At 72.7% G+C, this 18,193-nt stretch carries 19 protein-coding genes; 15 read left to right on the top strand and 4 right to left on the bottom strand.

What is annotated here, in order from left to right; genetic code table 11:
* Window positions 1-84: 84 nt before the first annotated feature.
* Window positions 85-681 (bottom strand): TetR/AcrR family transcriptional regulator, encoded by a 597-nt coding sequence (locus RM555_RS16335; protein WP_132236701.1) that lies wholly within the window; start codon window positions 679-681, stop codon window positions 85-87.
* 252 nt (window positions 682-933) lie between these two features.
* Between RM555_RS16335 and RM555_RS16330 the strand changes: the two genes are divergently transcribed.
* The 3 genes from RM555_RS16330 to RM555_RS16320 are packed head-to-tail and all read left to right on the top strand — an operon-like array spanning window position 934 to window position 3,378.
* Window positions 934-1,062, top strand: a complete 129-nt coding sequence (locus RM555_RS16330) for a hypothetical protein (protein ID WP_311412547.1) — start codon at window positions 934-936, stop codon at window positions 1,060-1,062.
* Window positions 1,059-1,793, top strand: a complete 735-nt coding sequence (locus RM555_RS16325) for an SDR family NAD(P)-dependent oxidoreductase (protein ID WP_311412546.1) — start codon at window positions 1,059-1,061, stop codon at window positions 1,791-1,793. Before RM555_RS16330 ends, RM555_RS16325 begins: the two co-directional genes overlap by 4 nt.
* On the top strand, window positions 1,786-3,378 hold the full coding sequence (locus tag RM555_RS16320; protein WP_311412545.1) for a class I adenylate-forming enzyme family protein: 1,593 nt from the start codon (window positions 1,786-1,788) through the stop codon (window positions 3,376-3,378). Before RM555_RS16325 ends, RM555_RS16320 begins: the two co-directional genes overlap by 8 nt.
* Before the next feature lie 83 nt (window positions 3,379-3,461).
* Here the strand turns inward: RM555_RS16320 and RM555_RS16315 are convergent, their stop codons facing one another.
* Entirely contained in the window at window positions 3,462-3,863 is a 402-nt protein-coding gene (locus RM555_RS16315) for a thioesterase family protein (RefSeq protein ID WP_311412544.1), read from the bottom strand.
* Window positions 3,864-3,940: 77 nt separating this feature from the next.
* On the opposite strand from RM555_RS16315, the gene RM555_RS16310 reads away from it, so the two are divergent.
* Entirely contained in the window at window positions 3,941-5,569 is a 1,629-nt protein-coding gene (locus RM555_RS16310; protein WP_311412543.1) for a class I adenylate-forming enzyme family protein, read from the top strand.
* Between the two features lie 83 nt (window positions 5,570-5,652).
* Here the strand turns inward: RM555_RS16310 and RM555_RS16305 are convergent, their stop codons facing one another.
* Window positions 5,653-7,140 (bottom strand): class I adenylate-forming enzyme family protein, encoded by a 1,488-nt coding sequence (locus RM555_RS16305; protein ID WP_311412542.1) that lies wholly within the window; start codon window positions 7,138-7,140, stop codon window positions 5,653-5,655.
* Entirely contained in the window at window positions 7,137-8,276 is a 1,140-nt protein-coding gene (locus RM555_RS16300; RefSeq protein WP_311412541.1) for a zinc-dependent alcohol dehydrogenase, read from the bottom strand. The genes RM555_RS16305 and RM555_RS16300 overlap by 4 nt, the downstream gene beginning before the upstream one ends.
* Window positions 8,277-8,373: 97 nt before the next feature.
* Between RM555_RS16300 and RM555_RS16295 the strand changes: the two genes are divergently transcribed.
* The 11 genes from RM555_RS16295 to RM555_RS16245 all read left to right on the top strand — a co-directional run bounded on the left by RM555_RS16295 (window position 8,374) and on the right by RM555_RS16245 (window position 17,988).
* Entirely contained in the window at window positions 8,374-8,934 is a 561-nt protein-coding gene (locus RM555_RS16295) for a 2-oxoacid:acceptor oxidoreductase family protein (protein ID WP_311412540.1), read from the top strand.
* Window positions 8,931-10,010: a hypothetical protein gene (locus tag RM555_RS16290; RefSeq protein WP_311412539.1), complete on the top strand. Its 1,080-nt coding sequence runs from the start codon at window positions 8,931-8,933 to the stop codon at window positions 10,008-10,010. Before RM555_RS16295 ends, RM555_RS16290 begins: the two co-directional genes overlap by 4 nt.
* Complete coding sequence (locus RM555_RS16285) at window positions 10,007-10,789, top strand: thiamine pyrophosphate-dependent enzyme (RefSeq protein ID WP_311412538.1); 783 nt, start codon at window positions 10,007-10,009, stop codon at window positions 10,787-10,789. The genes RM555_RS16290 and RM555_RS16285 overlap by 4 nt, the downstream gene beginning before the upstream one ends.
* A complete protein-coding gene (locus RM555_RS16280; protein ID WP_311412537.1) occupies window positions 10,786-11,517 on the top strand; it encodes a GntR family transcriptional regulator in 732 nt (243 codons plus the stop codon). Before RM555_RS16285 ends, RM555_RS16280 begins: the two co-directional genes overlap by 4 nt.
* Window positions 11,514-11,762, top strand: coding sequence for a 4Fe-4S dicluster domain-containing protein (locus tag RM555_RS16275; protein ID WP_311412536.1), 249 nt, complete (start codon window positions 11,514-11,516; stop codon window positions 11,760-11,762). The genes RM555_RS16280 and RM555_RS16275 overlap by 4 nt, the downstream gene beginning before the upstream one ends.
* 569 nt (window positions 11,763-12,331) lie before the next feature.
* The gene (locus RM555_RS16270) at window positions 12,332-13,555 is read left to right on the top strand and encodes an ABC transporter substrate-binding protein (RefSeq protein ID WP_396888785.1); all 1,224 of its coding nucleotides are present in this window, start codon (window positions 12,332-12,334) and stop codon (window positions 13,553-13,555) included.
* A gap of 58 nt (window positions 13,556-13,613) precedes the next feature.
* Window positions 13,614-14,489, top strand: coding sequence for a branched-chain amino acid ABC transporter permease (locus RM555_RS16265; protein WP_311412534.1), 876 nt, complete (start codon window positions 13,614-13,616; stop codon window positions 14,487-14,489).
* Complete coding sequence (locus tag RM555_RS16260) at window positions 14,486-15,505, top strand: branched-chain amino acid ABC transporter permease (RefSeq protein WP_311412533.1); 1,020 nt, start codon at window positions 14,486-14,488, stop codon at window positions 15,503-15,505. The genes RM555_RS16265 and RM555_RS16260 overlap by 4 nt, the downstream gene beginning before the upstream one ends.
* Entirely contained in the window at window positions 15,498-16,394 is an 897-nt protein-coding gene (locus RM555_RS16255; RefSeq protein WP_311412532.1) for an ABC transporter ATP-binding protein, read from the top strand. The genes RM555_RS16260 and RM555_RS16255 overlap by 8 nt, the downstream gene beginning before the upstream one ends.
* On the top strand, window positions 16,381-17,112 hold the full coding sequence (locus RM555_RS16250) for an ABC transporter ATP-binding protein (RefSeq protein WP_311412531.1): 732 nt from the start codon (window positions 16,381-16,383) through the stop codon (window positions 17,110-17,112). The genes RM555_RS16255 and RM555_RS16250 overlap by 14 nt, the downstream gene beginning before the upstream one ends.
* A 9-nt stretch (window positions 17,113-17,121) precedes the next feature.
* The gene (locus tag RM555_RS16245; protein ID WP_311412530.1) at window positions 17,122-17,988 is read left to right on the top strand and encodes an LLM class F420-dependent oxidoreductase; all 867 of its coding nucleotides are present in this window, start codon (window positions 17,122-17,124) and stop codon (window positions 17,986-17,988) included.
* Window positions 17,989-18,193 lie beyond the last annotated feature (205 nt).

Raw genomic sequence — 18,193 nt, 5'->3', positions numbered from 1 at the left:
GAAAGCCGTGAGGTCCGGCCAGGAGCCGGAAGCCGGAAGGTGTGGCCGAAAGCCGTCGGAAGCCCGGCCGGACGCCCGTGGCCGTCAGTCCTTGGGGCGGCTGGTCAGGCCGTCCAGGAAGAGTGACGTGCAGTCCTCGGCCAGGCTGGAGATCGGGTGGTCCGCGCTGGGCTTGAACCAGCGGACGGACAACCACACCGCGTCTCGCATCAGGCGGTAGAGGATCTTCGGATCGACGTCGGCCCGGAAGGTGCCCTCCGCGATGCCCGCCTCGATCACCGTGAGCCAGACGTTCTGCACCTGGCGACCGGCGTTGCGCAGGTAGTCGAACCGGTCGAACTGGAGCAGGAAGTTGACGTCGTTCTGGTAGATCTCGGTGGCGTGCGGGTGCGCCTCCACCACCTCGAGGGAGGCGACGATCAGGTCGTGCAGGCGCTGGCGGGCGCCGATCTCCTCGGCCAGGACCTGCTCGTACCGGTGCTGGAGGTCCTTGAGGAAGGAGGAGACGATCTCGTCGACCATCGTCTCCTTGGAGTCGAAGTGGTGGTAGAGGCTGCCGGAGAGGATGCCGACGTCGTCGGCGATCTGCCGGACCGTGGTCGCCGCCACGCCCTTCCTGGCGAACAGTGCGGCGGCACTGGCGAGGATCGCCTCGCGCCGGACTCCAGGCTCTCGCGCCATGTTTTCTCACAGACGGACTCGACGGAACAGGGGCCTTGGTCGTTGGACGTCCGACGGGTCCTCCCGCCGGACGGCCTCCGGAGTGTACCGGCGGCATCGACAGCTCGTGCCGCTCGTCGTACAGGGTAGCGCAACCAACCAAGCGCTTGGTAAGTTATTTCGCGTGCCTCCGCGGATCGAGTCGCGCTGACGTGCGCCGGATCGCGGGGCGACCGCGGATGGCCGGGGCGGACCGGCGGCGAGAAGGCGGCGATGGCTGACAAGCGGATGACCGAGGACGGCGTCGTGGCGGAGCTGCGCTCGGAGGTGACCGACCTGAGCGTGGTCACCTTCGGGCCGGGCCCGGACGTCCCGCCCGGTGGCGGTGCGGTGGACCGATGAACGGCCGGTACGAGGGCAGGGTCGCGCTGGTCACCGGCGCCGCCAGCGGGTTGGGCCGGGCCACGGCCCGCCGCCTCGCGGCCGAGGGCGCCCGCGTCGCCTGCCTCGACCTGCTCGCCGACGACGCCGGCCTCGGCCCGGTCGGCCTGGCGATCGCGGTGGACGTCCGGGACGAGGCGGGCGTCGCCGAGGCGGTCGACCGGGCGGTCGACTGGGGTGGTGGCATCGACCTGGTGGTGACCGCCGCCGGGGTCGCCTCCTTCGGCCACACCACCGACGTCGCGCTCGCCGAGTGGGACCGCCTGCTCGCGGTCAACCTGACCGGCACCTTCCTGACCGCGCGGGCGGCGCTGCCGCACCTGAGGGCGCGGCAGGGCGCGCTGGTCACGGTCGCGTCCCTGGCCGGAGTGCGTGGCTACCGGTACAGCGCCGCCTACTCGGCGGCCAAGGGCGGGGTGGTCGCGTTGACCCGGGCGCTCGCCGTGGAGTACGCGCTCACCGGGGTCCGGGTCACCTGCGTCTGCCCCGGATCGATCGACACGGCGTTGACCCGGAATTTGACACCCGTGCCGGGGGCCGACCCTCGACTGCTGGCACACGGCCGGGCACTGGTCGACCCGCCGGTGTCCCAGCCGGAGGAGATCGCCGCCGCGATCGCCTATCTCGGTTCACCGGAGGCGAGGTTCGCCACCGGAGCGGTACTGCGAATGGACGGTGGTGCAGGTGCCTGAGTTCTCCTCGGCGACGATCGAGCGGTACTACGCCGACGGCTCGTGGGACGCCGACACGATCGCCGATCTGGTGGCGCGCAACGCCGTCGCCGCGCCGGACGGGATCGCCTTCCACGCCCCGGAAGGGGCGCTGACCTGGCGCGAGTACGACACGGCGGCGACCCGGCTGGCCGGGGCGTACGTGCTCGCCGGCTGGACGCCGGGGCAACCGCTGGCCGTGCTGCTCACCGGTGGCGCGCTCACCCACGTCGCGTACCTGGCCGCGCAGCGGGCCGGCCTGGTGACGGTGGGGCTGAGCCCCCGCGCCGGGGACGCCGAGATCAGCCATCTGCTGCGGCACACCGCCGCGGTCGCGCTGGTCAGCCGGTCCCGCCACCGGGGACGACCCGCCGGGGAGATCGCCCGGCTCACCGGTGCTCCCGAGCACCTGGAACTGGACCTGGTCGACGCGGTGCCGGTGCTGCGCCGGGCCGGCGTACCGCTCACGGTGCCGACGGTGGCGCAGGCCGTCGGGCTGCTCGCCGGCCGGGGTCTCGGCCCGGACGACCTGTTCTTCCTCAACTCCACCTCGGGCACCACCGGGCGGCCCAAGTGCGTGCGACAGAGCATGAACGTGCGCAAGTACTTCGCCGCGCTGGCCGCCGAGGCCGGCGCGTTCGGCCCGGACGAGGTGGTGCTGAGCGCGCTGCCCGCGCCGTACGGCTTCGGACTCTGGAGTGCCCACGTCATGCCCGCCCGGTACCGGTTCGCCACGGTGCTGACCGCCGAGTTCGACCCGGCCGGGACGCTGGACCTGATCGAACGGCACCGGGTGACCGTTCTCGCCGCCGTGACCAGCCAGTTCATCATGATGTTGAACCACGAGGCGTTCGCCCGGCGCGACCTCGGCTCGCTGCGGGTGCTCTTCACCGGCGGGGAGCGGGTGCCGCGGCACCGGGCGGAGGAGTTCGAGGAGCGGACCGGCTGCGCCGTCCTGCAGTTCTATGGCTCCAACGAGGCCGGGCCGATCTCGGTGACCCGGGTGGCCGACCCCCGTCCGGCACGGCTGGGGACGGCCGGGCGGCCGGTCCCGGCGATGCGGCTCCGCCTGCTCGACCCGGACGGTGACCCGGTGACCGAGGGGCCGGGCCAGGTGGCGGTGAACGGTCCCGGCTGCACCTCCGGGTACTTCCGGGACGAGCCGGCCAACCGCCTGCTGTTCCGCCCGGACGGCTGGCTGCGCACCGGAGACCTGGGGCGGCTGGACGCCGACGGGTACCTCTCGATCACCGGGCGGACGGCGGACTTCATCATCCGGGGCGGGCACAACGTGAGCGCGCCGGTGGTCGAGGAGGCCGTGGGCGGACATCCGAACGTGGCCCAGGTCGCGGTGGTCGGCATGCCCGACGACGTGCTGGGGGAGCGGGTCTGCGCCTTCGTGGTCACCCGGGACGGCGCCGGGCTGACCCTGGACGAGTTGCGGGTCCACCTGGAGGCGGCAGGCGTTTCCAAGGTCAACTGGCCGGAGCGGCTGGTCGGGCTGCCCGTGCTGCCGCTGGGTGCCGGTGGCAAGGTCGACAAGTCGGCCCTGCGGGCGCTGCTCTGAGCGGTCGACGGCGGGCCGGCCCGTCGGGCGCGGTGACGAGGTCGGCGACGGCGCGGTCGCGACGGACGGCAGCCGTGGCCGGCTCAGTGCCCCGCGGCCCGGATCAGGGTCTGCGTGACCTGGCCGTCGCCGACGGTCCGTCCGCCGACCGACGCGGTCACGTCGAAGGTGACCCGTCGGCCGGCCACGACGGCGACCGTCGCCACCACGTCCACCCGCTCCCCGGCCAGTGCCGGGGAGCGGTGGTGCACTCCGATCCAGGTGCCGACCGAGGCGGCGCCGGGGGCGAAGCGGGGACGCAGGATGTCGGCGGCGGTGTCCTCCAGCAGCCCGATCAGAGCCGGGGTGGAGAGCACCGACGGGGAACCGGGCACGTGGTCGGTGAGCATTCCCGCGCCGACCTCGAACGACCGGTGGGTCCGTTCGCCGAGTTCGACCGCCCCGGTCAACAGGTCGGCCGCCGCCGAGGTCCGCCAGATCCGCATCCCGCCTCCTTGACACGTCTCGCTGTCCGGCCACAGAATGCCATAAACAAGCGCTTGTTTGGTAGGGGGCGGTGCAGGTGAACCAGGTCTCGGCTCTCTATCCACCCGGCACGGCCCCGGCCCCCGGCAGCGCCCACGAGCGCTACGTCGCGGACCGGCTGGCCGAGGTGGGTCGCTGGGGCACGGACACCCTGGTCGACCGGGTACGCCGGCACGCCGTCGCCATCGGCGAACGGCCCGCCTTCGTCACCGGCACCGAGCGGGTCAGTTGGCGGCAGCTCGACGATCTCTCCGACCGGCTCGCCGCGGTACTGCTCCGCCAGGGCCTCGCCCGGGGCGAGCGGGTCGGGGTGCTGCTCCCCGACGGGGTGCTGGTGCACGTCGCGTACCTGGCGGCGCTGAAGGCCGGCGTCGTCGTGGTGGCGGTCGGGCCGCGCGCCGGTCGGCTGGAGGTTCGACACCTGCTCACCGTCAGCGGCGCCACCGCGCTGATCAGTCTCGCCGAGCACCGGGGGAGTCCGGCCGCCGAGCTGGTCGAGGGGCTACCGTTGACCGTACGGCTGGAGTTGCCGGCCACGCTGGCCGACGTGGGTTGGCCGGCGCCGACGGACGTCGAACGTCGACTGCTCGCCGGGCGGACCCTCGGCCTGGGCGAGATCCACCTGCTCAACGGCACCTCCGGGACCACCGGCATGCCCAAGTGCGTGGTGCACAACCAGAACCGGTGGATGTACTACCACCATCTCGCCGTCGAGGCGGGCGCGCTCACCGGCGACGACGTCTTCCTCACCCTGATCCCCGCCCCGTACGGCTTCGCCCAGTGGACGGCCAACTTCACGCCCACCCTGCTCGGCGCGCCGACCGTGGTGATGCCCCGGTTCAGCGCCGCCGGCGCGCTGGAGCTGATCGAGCGGGAACGGGTCACCGTGCTCTGCTGCGTCAGCACGCAGTTCATCATGATGCTCAACGCCGACCCGGGCCGGTACGACCTCAGCTCGCTGCGGTGCATGTTCACCGGTGGCGAGGCGGTGCCGTTCGCGCGGGCGGCCGACTTCGAGCGCCGTACCGGTGCCCAGGTGTTGCAGTTCTTCGGCTCGAACGAGACCGGGGCGCTATCGCGTACCACGGTGGACGACGGGATCGACGCCCGGCTGCGCACGGCGGGTCGGGTGATCGAGGAGATGCGGGTGCGGCTCCTCGCCGAGGACGGCACCGACGTCACCGCCACGGGTGGCCCCGGGCAGGCGGCCTGCGCCGGCCCGGCCACCTGTCTGGGCTACTTCGCCGACCCGGAGGCCAACGAGCACCTCTTCACCCCGGACGGCTGGATGCTGACGGGGGACATCTGCACCGCCGACGAGCGGGGCTACCTGCGGGTGGTCGACCGCAAGCAGGACTTCATCATCCGGGGCGGCAAGAACGTCAGCGCGGCGGCCGTCGAGGACCAGGTCGGCACCCACCCGGCGGTCGCCCTGGTGGCGGCGGTGGCGGTGCCCGATCCGACGTACGGCGAGCGGGTCTGCGCGGTGGTGGTGCCGCATCCCGGCGCCACGCTGGACCTGGACGGGCTGCGGACGCACCTCGCCGACCGGGGGGTGTCCCCGGAGAACTGGCCGGAGCGGCTGGAACTCGTCGACGAACTGCCACGCGGCTCCGGCGGCAAGATCGCCAAGGCCGAGCTGCGCGCCCGGCTGCGCACCGGCTGACCGGCCCGCCGCGGCCCCCGGCGTCACTCACCGGATCAGCGGCGGCCACCGGCCGGCCGGTCGACGGGCCCTCGAGGGACGGCTCAGGACTGCAACGACTCGCGGATCCGGGAGCGCTGCACCTGACCGGTGGCGGCGGTGCGCGGGATGGCGGGCAGCACGACCACCCGGCGGGGCTGTTTGAAGCCGGCCAGCCGACCGGAGACGTGCCGACGGACCGCCTCGACGTCCGGCCGGGTCGCGCCGGGCGCCAGCACCAGGACCGCGCAGACCACCTCGCCCCAGCGCGGGTCGGGCAGGCCGACCACGGCCACGTCGGCGACGCCGGCCAGGTCGCGCAGGGCCCCCTCGACCTCCACCGGGGAGACGGACTCGCCCCCGGTGCGGATCACCTCCCGGACCCGGCCGGTCAGGTGCAGGTACCCCTCCTCGTCGAGGTGGCCGAGGTCGCCCGAGCGGTAGACGCCGTCCGGCAGGGCCGCCGCCGTCTCCGCCGGCAGCCGGTGGTAGCCCGACATCAGCGCCGGCCCGGTCACCCGCACCTCGCCGACCTGCCCGGCCCCCGGCGCCGCGACCCAGAGCGCGCCGGGGAAGGCCGGGCGGCCGACGCTGCCGGGCTTGCGGGCCAGGTCCGCGTCGGGCAGCGCGGCCATCCGACCGGCCTCGGTGGAGCCGTACAGGATGGTCGTGGTGGTGTCGGGCAGCCGGCGCTTGATCCGCTCGACCAGCTCGACCGGCACGGCCGAGGTGCCGGTGTCGGCGTGCCGCAGCGAGGAGAGGTCGGCCCGGCGGTGCTCGGGGTCGAGCAGCCGCTCCCAGACCGCCGGGATGCAGTACAGGGCCGCCGGTCGTTCGGTGCGCACCACGTCGATGAGCCGGGGCGCGTCGGCGCGGGGCACCAGATGCACGGCCGTGCGGTTCTGCCATGCCTCCAGCACGTAGTGCCAGCCGCCGTAGTGGTAGAGCGGAAAGCTGCACAGGACCCCGCCCGGGCCCCGGATCGCGGCGGTGAAGGTGCCGCCGCCCGGCGCGGCGCGCAGCCAGCTCGCCCGGTGGCTGACCAGCGCGCCCTTGGGCTGGCCGGTGCTGCCACTGGTCAGGTAGATGATGTGCGGATCGGTGTCAGCCAGCAGGTCGGCGCCGGCCGGCGCGTCGGCCGCGGCCCCGGCGGCGAGCGCGTCCAGGTCGGCGCCCGCGCCCGGCCCCCCGCCGACGCGGGCGAGCGGCACGCCCGCCGGCCCGTCGGGGCGGTCGGTGACCAGCAGCCGGGGCTCCAGGTAGGCGAGCACTGCCTCGGCCTCGGTGGCGGACAGGGCCGGGTTGACCGGCACGAAGACGGCGCCGAGGCGGGCACAGCCCAGAAAACCGTCGAGGGTACGCAGGGTCGGTGCGGTCGACCAGGCCACCCGGTCGCCGGCCCGCACCCCCAGGCCGGCGAGCGCGTGCGCGGTCCGGTTCGCCTGCCGGTCCAGCTCGCCGAAGGTGATCCGCCGCCCGCACAGGGTGGCCGCCACGGCGGTCGGTGTCATCCGGGCGGTCAGCCGGACGATCTCCCCGATCAGCAGGCTCACGGCTGCCCCCAGTCGACATCGAGGCGGACCTGGACCGGATTGATCGCCCCGTGCGCGGCCTTGTCCCGGGTGACCCGCACGGCCTCGGGTATCGCCTCGATCCCGGTCGACCGGTGGGTGATCAGCGGCTCCACTTCGACGTCGCCCCGGGCGACCAGGCGCAGGGCGTGTGCGAAGACGCTACCGGAGGGCGAGTAGCCGCCGGCTCCGGAGCGGGGGTGGAGCAGGGAGACCGACCGTTCGCGCAGCAGGCCGAGGGACGCCGGCACGTCGTCCGGCAGTACCGAGACGCCGACGACCCGACCGCCCCGACGGGCGCAGCGGGCGGCCAACTCCAGGGTGTCCGGACCGGACAGCCCGAGCCTCGGCGACCCGCCGGCCGTCTCGATCACCACGTCCGCGCCGATCCCCCCGGTCGCGTCGTGGACCGCCGCCAGCACCTGGTCCGCCGCGTCGGCGCCGGCCGCCGTGGCGTCGATGACCAGATCGGCCCCGAACCGCCGGGCCAGGGCGAGTTTGGCGGGGCTCCGGCCGCTGACCGCGACCAGGCCGGCGTTGCCCCGGCGGGCGACCTGGATCGCCAACAGGCCCATCACCCCGGCGCCGAGGACCAGCACCGTCTCGCCCGGCGCGACGGCCGCCAGTGCGTGCGCGTGCAGCGCCCCGGCCAGCGGTTGGATCGCCGCCGCGGCGGCCGCACTCACCCCGGGTGGGACGGGCACCACGGCCGTCTCGGGTACGACCAGTCGTTCGGCCAGGGCACCCGGCCGGGTGAACCCGATGAACTCGGGCCGGACGCAGGCGTCGGTGCGGTCGTTCCGGCAGGCGGCGCAGTCTCCGCAGACCAGGGTCTCGACGGCGGTGACCCGGTCACCCGGCCGGCACCGGCGCACCCCGGGGCCGACCGCCCGCACCACGCCGCAGAACTCGTGGCCGCCGAAGCGGACCGGCCCGGTGGCCAGCGCGTCGGCCAGCCGGCGGTGCAGGGCGACCGGTTCGCCGGCGATCAGCATGCACTCGGTCACGCTCGGCTGTACGCAGCAGACGTCTATCAGCACCTCGCCCGGGCCGGCCTGCGGATCGGGCACCTCCTCGACCCGGAGGTCTCCGAAACCGTGCAGAACAGCGGCGCGCATCGGGTTCCTCTCGACGGCTCGTACCCTGCCCTTGTCTCGCGATTAGATTTTGTATTCAATATCCGAAGCAGGTCAAGTGCCGAACTCAGGAGGACGCATGGAGCGGGAACTCGTGGTCACCGGGGTCGGTGGTCAGGGCATCCAGTTGCTCGCCAAGACCCTCGCCCTCGCCGCGACCCGAGCGGGGCGCTACGCCATGCTCACCGCCGACTACGGCGGCGAGATGCGCGGCGGCCCGTCCCGGGCCGGTGTGGTGATCGGTGACGAGCCGCTGCGGAGCCTGCCGGTGCTCGCCGCCGCCTGGTCGGCGATCGTCGTGCACCACCGGTTCAGCGGGCCGGCCCTGGCCCGGCTGCGCCCCGGTGGCCCGGCTGTCGTCAACGTCCCGCTGGTCGACCCGGGGAGCCTGCCGGCCATGACGGTGCATCCGGTGGACGCCACCGCCGTGGCGAAGTCGGTCGACGCGCCGCAGGCCATCGGTTTCGTCCTTCTCGGGGCGTACAACGCGGTGACCGGAGTGGTCGACCCGGCCGCCCTGGTCGAGGCGATGACCGAGCTGCTGCCGCCGTACCGCCGCCAGCACGCCCCGGCCAACGCCCGGGCGCTCGCGGCCGGTGCCGCCGTGCCGGTCGCCGCCACGGTGGGGGTGCCGTCGTGACCCGGGAGCTGCTGGAGGGCAGTGCCGCCATCGCCGCCGCCGCGATCACAGCCGGCTGCCGTTTCTTCGCCGGCTACCCCATGTCACCGTTCACCGGGCTGCTGGAGAGCATGTCGCGCGAACTGCCCTCGGTCGGTGGGGTCTGCGTCAACGCCGAGAGCGAGATCGAGGGCGCGAACATGGTGCTCGGCGCCGCGGCGGCCGGCACCCGGTCGGCCACCGGCTCCTGCGGGCAGGGGATCGCCCTCATGCAGGAGACCATCGCCGAGGCGGCGCTCAACGAGACGCCGTTCGTCGTCTTCAACATGGCCCGCAACCAGCAGGACTACTTCCAGTGCACCCGGGGTGGCGGCTGGGGCGACTACCGGACCATCACCCTCGCGCCGAAGGACGTGACCGAGGCGGTCGAGCACACCCAGTTGCTGTTCCATCTCGCCGAGCTGCACCGCGCGCCGGTGATCCTCTACGGCGACCCGTTGATCGCCCAGACCCGGATCTCCGTCACCGTGGCACCTCGCGACTACGGACCGTTGCCCGCGCGGGACTGGGTGCTCGACGGCACCGGCGGCGGCACCGGCCGCTCCCGCCAGGTCTGGACCTGGGCCATGGGCAAGGCCACCGACCCCGGGCCCGGACCGGACCGGCACTGGCGGGCCGTCGCCGACAAGTTCGACGCGATCGCCGGCGTCGAGGCCCGGTTCGAGCAGGCGTACGTCGACGACGCCGAGACGGTCGTGGTGGCCTTCGGCACGGCGGCACTCTTCGTCGAGTACGTGGTCGAGGAACTGCGGGCCGAGGGGCACCGGATCGGCTGGTTCCGCCCGGTGTCGCTCTGGCCGTTCCCGGGGGAGGCGCTGGCCGCCGCCACCACCGGCGCCCGCCGGGTGCTGGTGTTCGAGCTCAACGCCGGCCAGATGCTCGACGACGTACGCATCCACGCCGCCGACCGGTCGGTCGTCCGGTTCATCGGCGGGGTCAGCATCGCCGAGTCCGGCCTCGCCTACGGCGACCTGATGGACGCCCCGGTCATCCGCGACCGGATCCTCGCCGCACTCACCGGAGGTGTCCCCGCATGACCCGGGAACCGATCATCATCGACACGACCGGCCCGCCCTCCGTGCCCGCCCGCAAGGTGGCCGACCCGAAACCACCGCTGCTGCTCGGCGAGCACTCGCTCTGTCCCGGGTGCGGCGAGCCGGTCGCCCTGCGGCTGCTGCTGGAGGTGTTGCAGGAACTCGACATCGTGCAGCGGACGATCGGCGTGGTCGGACACGGCTGCTACGGCAGCTTCGTACGGATCATGGACGTCGACGTGCTCCAGTGCCTGCACGGGCGGGCGCCCTCCTGCGCCACCGGCATCAAGCGGGTCCGCCCGGAATGCGCCGTCTTCACGATGCAGGGCGACGGTGACATGGCCAATGAGGGGTTGCAGGAGGTGCTGCACGCCGCCGCCCGGGGGGAACGGATCACCTGCGTCCTGCTCAACAACGGCGTCTTCGGCGACACCGGTGGCCAGCTCACCGCGACCACCGTGCTCGGTCAGCGGACCAAGACGAGCCTCGCCGGTCGGGAGGCGGAGACCCACGGGTACCCGATCCCGGTCGCCGACCTGGTCGCCAGCCTTCAGGGGACGGCGTACGTCGCCCGGGGCACGGTCTCCACCGCCGGCGGGGTGGCGCAGACCAGGCGGATGCTGCGCAAGGCCTTCGAGGCACAGCTCGCCGGTGCCGGGTTCAGCCTGGTGGAGATCCTCACCATGTGCCCCACGGGGTGGTTCGTCCCCACCGCCGAGGGGCCCGGCTACCTTGGCGGGTCACTGGAACAGACCTATCCACTGGGGGAGTTGGTCACATGACGCCGCTGGTGCGGGCGAAGGCGGGCGAGGCCGTCGCCGGCTACATCCTGGGGCTGCTGTTCGACGGCACGCTGCGCAGCGGGGACCGGATCGACCTCGACGGCATCGCCTCGACGCTGGGTGTCAGCCGGGTGCCGGTCCGGGAAGGGCTGATGCAGCTGGAACGGGACGGCCTGGTCAGCATGCCGCACTACCGGGGCGCGTTCGTGGCCGAATTCGATGCCGGCACGGTACGTGAGGCGTTCGAGCTGTACGGCATGCTCAGCGCCCTGACCAGCAGTCGGGCCGCCGCCTCGGGGGACGCCGGGCTGCGCGAGACGCTCGACAAACTGATCGAGGCGCTGGTCGACTGCGGCCAGGTGGACGAGTTCGAACGGCTGGCTCGTGAGTTTCGCAAGGTGGTCAATCTCGCCGCCGCCGGCCCGCACCTGCGCGCGCTGCTGCGTACCTTCAGCGGGCTGGTGCCGGTCGCGGCGAGGTTCTCGATCGAGGACGCGATGGACGACGAGCGGGCGGCGCTGTGTCGCGAACATGCCGCGCTGGTCGGCGGGGATCCCGAGGCCGCTGCCGCGGCGAGTCTCGACCACGTGCTCATGACCGCCGAGAACGCGGTGCGGGCGTTGCGCCGGCGCGGGGTGTTCGTGGCAGAGACCCCACCGCCCGCGACCGGAGAGGCCGACCGGTTGCTCGGCATCGTGCAGGCGACGAGGGAAGGAGCACGCCCGTGACGGCGCGGAAGAGCCCCGCCGGGGCCAGCCGGGGCACCCTGGTCATCGACACCGAGAAGTGCAAGGGCTGTGACCTCTGCGTTCTGGCCTGCCCGCCCCAGGTGCTGGTGATGTCCGCCGAGGTCAACGAGAAGGGCTACCGGTTTCCCGAGCTGACCCCGGGCTGCACCGGCTGCACCGCCTGCCAGATGGTCTGCCCCGACTTCGTCTTCTCCGTCTACCGACTGACCCCGGCCCCCCGCTGACCGGCGAACTCCGCCAACTGACCCCGGCCCCCCCCGCTGACCGGCGAACTCCGCCGACTGACCCCGGCCCCCCGCTGACCGGCGAACTCCGCCGGCGCGAGATCCCACTGGCCCGGGTGCCCGCCCTGGCGGGTGCCCGGGCCGGGTCGTGGCTGGCGTGCGCGACGCCCCTCGGCGCACGGGCGACCGATCGGCGCCGCCGGGACGACGGCCGCCTGGACGCCGCAGCCGCCCGCCCCGGCCGCCGGGCGGAAGGGGAAGTTGGCGCCCATACCGCCCGATCGGGCCCCGACCTGCGGAGGAACCCCGACGTCGGCGAGCGCCCTTCTTGATTTCTTCGTAACTTGCGCGTCGCATTGTGGTGCTTGACACATGGTCATGCCGGCACCATCATGGGGAGCAACCAAGCGCTTGCTAGGTTTCTCGCGGAGAGTGACGTCTCGCCGGGAACATCGGCGCCATCGCGGGCGCGACAGCGGTAACCGGGCGGCGCGCCGGGGCGGTCATCCGGCTCCGCGCGTGCAGTCCACAACTACCTATCACTGACAACCGGCAAGGCAGGGATAGCAGTGGTCGTATCGAGAATTGGTTCCACCGGTCTGGCGGCGGGTCTGGCGGCCCTGCTGGCCCTCACCGCCTGTGGTGCGGGCGGCGGCGACAGTGACAAGCCCACCGACGGCTCCGCGTCAGGGGCGCCCATCATCATCGGGATGGACGAGGACAGCACCGGCCCGGGCGCGTCCTACAGCACCATCGCCGGCAAGACGATCAGGCTGGCGGTGCAGGACATCAACGACAAGGGCGGGGTGCTCGGCCGGCCATTACGCCTCGTCGTCGAGAACGACGAGAGTGACCCGACCAAGGTGCCCGCGGTGTTGCAGAAGCTCTCCGGCCAGGGTGCCAAGGCGCTGCTCCTGCAGAGCGGCAGCGCGGCGATCATGCAGGCCAAGTCGACGCTGACCCAGCTCAAGTTGCCGGCGATCGCGCCGACCGGCGTCACCGCCACGTTGGTCGAACCACCCAACAACGAGCTCATCTACATGCTCGCCAACACCACGGCGGACTGGGCCGAGGTCTACTGCGGCGCCTTCAAGGCGGCGAACATCAGCAGGCTGGGGGTGCTGACCGACGACACCACCACCATCGCCGCGCTCAACAAGTCGCTGCTCGGCGGGCTCTCCTGTGTCACGGTGGTGGCCACCGAGAAGGGGGCGGCCAACGCCTCCGACCTCTCCGCGCAGGTGGCCCGACTCAAGAACGCCAATCCGGACGCCGTCCTGGTGACCAGCGTCGGCGGCGCCTTCGAGGTGCTCGCCCAGAACACCCTGGCCAGGCAGTTCTCCGGCAAGCCGCGCTTCTCGCTGGCCTCGATCGGCAACCAGCCGTCCTCCTGGAAGCTGGCCAACGCCGGTGCGTTGAAGGGCCTGATCTTCATGGGTTCGATCAACTCGGAGAATCCCCGCACCCAGGCTCTGACCAAGCTGCTGAAGGAGAAGAACGGCGACGACTACGAGGTGACCGCGTACGACGCGCAGGCGTGGGACTCGGTGCAACTGCTCAAGCTGGCCATCGAGAAGGCCGGCGGCCCGGACGACCCGGCCAAGCTCAACGCGGCGATCCAGGGGATCACCGGCTACCAGGCCGCCTTCGGGCAGGGCAACTTCACCCTGTCGTTCTCGGCGACCAAGCACCTCGGCGCCGACGGGCTCTGCGGGCTGTCCCTGATCGAGTTCGGCGACGACAACAAGCCGAAGGGGCCCTGGTCCACCTTCCAACCGCCCTGTTCCGGTTGATCGGCGCGGGGGCCGGTCTGCCGACCGGCCCCCGCGGCAGTTCCCGAGGAGTTTCCACATGACAGACCTCCAGCTCTGGCTCTCCGCGATGGAGATGGGCTGCTTCTTCGGCATGCTGGCCCTGGCCTACTACCTGGTCCAGGTCGGCGCAGGTTTCTTCAACTTCGCCATCGGCCCCTACGCGATGATGGGCGGGCTCTGCACGAGCTGGTTGGTCATCGAGTACGACCTCGGCGTCTGGCCCGCGGCCGGGATCGCGGTGGCGGTCACCCTGCTGCTGGCCGCCGGCACCGAGCTGGGCGTGGTCCGTCCGGTGCAGCGGCGCAGCGGCGGCGGCGAGCTGCCCGCCCTGGTGGCCGTGGCCGCTGTGCTCTTCACCATCCAGCAGATCGCCGGGTACCTCTTCGGTCATCCGACGCTGCCGGGCCAGAACCTGGCCACCTTCGATCCCCTGCCGATCGGCGACATCGTCGTCCAACCCGGCTCGCTACTGCTGATCGGGGTGACCGTGCTCACCTTCGGGGTGACCGCCGTCTGGATCAGAGCCACCCGGACCGGCCGGCTGCTGCGTGCGGTGGGTGACAGCAAACAGGCGGCCGCGCTGCTCGGCCTGCCGGTCAACCGGATCAGACTGGTCGCCTTCCTGGCCGCCGGCTTCCTCGCCGCGGTGGCGGGTCTGCTCTTCGCGCCGAAGGCCGGGGTGCACTCGCTCTCCGGCCTGCACTGGTCACTGTCCGGTTTCCTCGCGGTGGTGATCGGCGGCACCGGCTCGGTCTGGGCGCCGCTCTTCGGAGGCATGCTGCTCGGCCTGGTCGAGGTGTTCCTGCCCTACTACTTCGGTGGTCAGTCGCACGTCTACGGGATGCTCCTGATCGCGCTGCTGTTCTTCGCCTTCCGTCCGCAGGGCCTCTTCGTCAGGACGGTGCGGGCATGACCGACGTGAGCGCCCCCCACTCCGCAGCCGCGCGCCCGAGGTGGGACATCCGGCAGGTCCCCGGCATCGGTGGGCTGGGCCTCGGGATTGCCGCCGCCGTGCTGATCCTGACCTGGGTCGGCTCCGACGGTTACCGGCAGACGCTGGTCACCGCCAGCGTCACCTACGCGCTGATCGCCCTCGGGATGTACGTGCCGTACCTGATGGCGGGCTCGCTGTCGATGGCCTACAGCGCCTACGCGGGCATCGGCGGATACGCGGTCGGGCTGATCTCGACCCGTACCGAACTGCCGCTGCTGCTCGCCTGGATCGCCGGCCCGATCGTCGCGGCGATCATCGCGGTCCTGCTGGGCCTGGCCACCCGGCGGCTGTCCGGGTTCTTCCTGGCGGCGGTGACCCTGCTCTTCGGGATGGCCTTCACCGCGTTCCTCATCGACGGCGAGCGGCTCACCGGCGGCTCCGGCGGCCTGGGCAACCTGCGCCCGCTGCGCCTGTTCGGCTGGATGCCGAGCCACTACCAGGTGGTGGTCGGCTCGGTGATCGTGGTGTGTGTGGTCGCCTTCCTGCTGGACCGGTTGCGGCTGTCGCCGTGGGGCGTGATCGTACGGACCATGCGGGACGCCCCCCGCGCGGTGGAGGCGGCCGGCGTCCGCGTACCGATGATGAACCTGGTGGCGTTGGCGCTCGGCGCGGCCATCGCCGCGGTCGGTGGTGGCCTCTTCGCCTACTCGGCCGGCAGCATCACGCCGGACACCTTCACGCTCAACATCGTCTTCCTGGCCATCTTCATGCCGTTGATCGGTGGCTCGGGCACGCCCTGGGGCGCGGTCGCGGGTGCGGTGCTCGCCGTCGAGCTGACCCTGAACTTCCCGGCGATCCAGGCCAGTGGCACGCTGCTGCTCGCGTTGGGGGTCCTGGTGATCATGCTGGTCGCGCCGAAGGGCGTGATCGGATACGCCGACAAGTTGAGACGGCGCGCGATGGCGCTGCCACGGAGGAGGCGTACCGGTGGATGAGACGAAGCTTCTGGTCGGTCGCGGCCTGACCAAGCGGTACGGCGGGGTGACCGCGTTGGCGGACGTCTCGTTCGAGCTGCGGGCGGGGGAGATCCTCGGGCTGGTCGGCCCGAACGGCGCCGGCAAGACGACGCTGGTGGACCTGATCTCCGGTGCGCAGGCGGCCACCGCCGGTGAGCTGCTGCTGCGTGGGCAGCGGCTCACCGGGCCGGCCTCCCGCCGGGCCCGCGCCGGGCTCGGCCGCACCTTCCAGTACCCGCAGCTCGCGCTGCACCTCAGCGTCCGGGACAACCTGCTGCTCGGCCGGCACGCGCAACGGCACAACACGCCGTGGCGGATGATCGCGGGTGCGTTCACCGGCGTGGTGCGGCCGCAGCGGGCGGCCGACCGCGAAGGCGTCCGCCAGTTGGCGCACGAGCTGGGCATCGAGGGTCTCGACCGCGAGGCGGGCGACCTGACCCTCGGCGAGCAACGCCTCGTCGAGGTCGGTCGGGCACTGGGCCAGAACCCGGTGGTGCTGCTGCTCGACGAGCCCTTCGCCGGCTCCGACGCGCAGGGAGTGGCCGGTATCGCCGACGTGATCCGGACGGTCCAGCGGCGGGGTCACGCGGTGATCCTGGTCGACCACAACGTGGATCTGGTCGCCCGACTGGTCGACCGGGTGCTGCTGCTCGACCGGGGCAGGGTCGCCTTCGACGGCGAGCCCGCGGAGTGTCTGGCGAGCCCGCAGATGCAGCAGGTCTACTTCGGCTCGACCGACGCCGACGAGGACGAGGACGACGCGGCGACCGCTGCGGTGGCTGGCGACGCCTCCGCCGGAGCCGACGCCACCGCGCCGACCGACGACAGCGTGCCACGCCAGGGGAGGGTGGAGGATGTCCGCTCATGAGTTGAGGGTGGAGGGGCTCAGTGTCCGGTACGGGCACGCCAGCGCCCTCACCGACGCCGCGGTGACGGTGCCGGGCGGCTCGGTCACCGCGCTGGTCGGGCCGAACGGCGCGGGTAAGAGCAGCCTGCTGCTCGCCGCCTACGGCTCGGTGCCGGCGACCGGGCGGGTGTTCCTGGACGGTGACGATGTCAGCCGGCTACGGCCGGCGGCCCGGGCGCGGGCCGGGATCGCGATCGTCCCGCAGGGGCGGCAGCTGTTTCCGCATCTCGACGTCGTCGACAATCTCCAGGTGATGGCGGAGCTGCTGCACCTGCCCCGCAGCGCGGTGCAGGGCGCGCTGGACCGGTTTCCGATCCTACGGACCCGCCGGCGCAGCCTGGTCGGCGTGCTGTCGGGCGGTGAGCAGCAGATGCTGGTGGTGGCGCGGGCGCTGATGGGCTCACCCCGGGTGCTGTTGCTGGACGAGATGACCACCGGGCTGGCCCCGCTGGTCGTGCAGGAACTCGGTCGGACGGTGACCGCGCTGGCCGCCGAGGGGGTGGCGGTGCTGCTCGCCGAGCCGGCGCTGGGCGTGCTGCGTCGGATGGTCTCGCGGGGCTACGTCCTCGTCCGGGGCGAGGTGTTGACCTGCGAGGAGGGCGGCGGGCGTGCCCTGGACGACGCGTACCGCGCCGCGATGGGTGTGCAGCGCCCTCGGGAACTGCGCCCGGCGAGCTGAGTGGGTCGCATGGGGTGGAAACTCGGCGTACTGCCGATGCTCGGCGGGCCGGGCGCCGCCGAGCCCGGGGTCACCGCCGCCTTCGTCCGACAGTTGGAGAGCCTGGGCTGCGAGTCGGTGTGGGCGGTCGAGCACCTGCTGATGCCCGACGCCTACCACTCCAGCTATCCCTACGACGCGAGCGGCCGGATGAGCCTGCTGCCCGGCGACGACATCCCCGACCCCCTGCACTGGCTGACCTTCGCGGCGGCGCACACCAGTCGGCTGGTGCTCGGCACCGCGATGCTGATCCTTCCGCTGCACCATCCCGTCGCGCTGGCCAAACGCCTGGCCACCCTCGACGTGCTCAGCGGCGGCCGGCTGATCGCCGGAGTCGGAGTCGGCTGGCTGCGCGAGGAGTACGACGCCGTCGGGGTGCCCTTCTCCGACCGGGGCCGGCGGGCCGACGAGTACCTCGACGCGCTGCGTACGCTCTGGTCCGACGCGCCAGCCACCCACCACGGCGCGACCGTGCACTTCGACGCGGTGCACAGCGCGCCACGCCCCACCCGGCCCTCGGGAGTGCCGATCATGATCGGCGGACACAGCCGGGCGGCCGTCCGCAGGGCCGCCCGCTACGGCACCGACTTCTATCCGCTCGGCGTCGACGCCGCCGGCCTGGCCGAGCTGTTGACCCTGCTCCGAGCCGAGTGTGCGGCGCTCGGCCGGGATCCGACCGAGGTGGCGGTGACCTCGCGGGCGCCGGCCACCCGGGCCGAGGCTGACGCCCTGCGCGAGTTGGGCGTGGCACGGGTGGTCATCCGGGCCGACCCGCGCGACCCCGAGCGGGTCGCGGCAACGGTAAACCGGTACCGACAGGAGATCCTGGGGGAGTGACCGTGGCCGGGAGCGCGCCGGCACGGACGGTGGTGGGGACCGGAGGCCCGTGACGGCGTACGACACGCGCAGGATCCGCGCTGGCCCGGTCGAGGAGCGTGCCTGCCGTCCAACCTGGAGCCTTACGCCTGTCGATCATTTCCTCGCCGTCACAAGTCCTGATGCTGCTCAGGCTGACCGACTTGCCATGTCGGGGGTCTTGGGC

The organism is Micromonospora reichwaldensis (genome assembly GCF_031845925.1).
In the GTDB taxonomy this organism is placed as follows: domain Bacteria; phylum Actinomycetota; class Actinomycetes; order Mycobacteriales; family Micromonosporaceae; genus Micromonospora; species Micromonospora reichwaldensis.
This window is presented reverse-complemented; position numbering and strand designations above follow the sequence as displayed.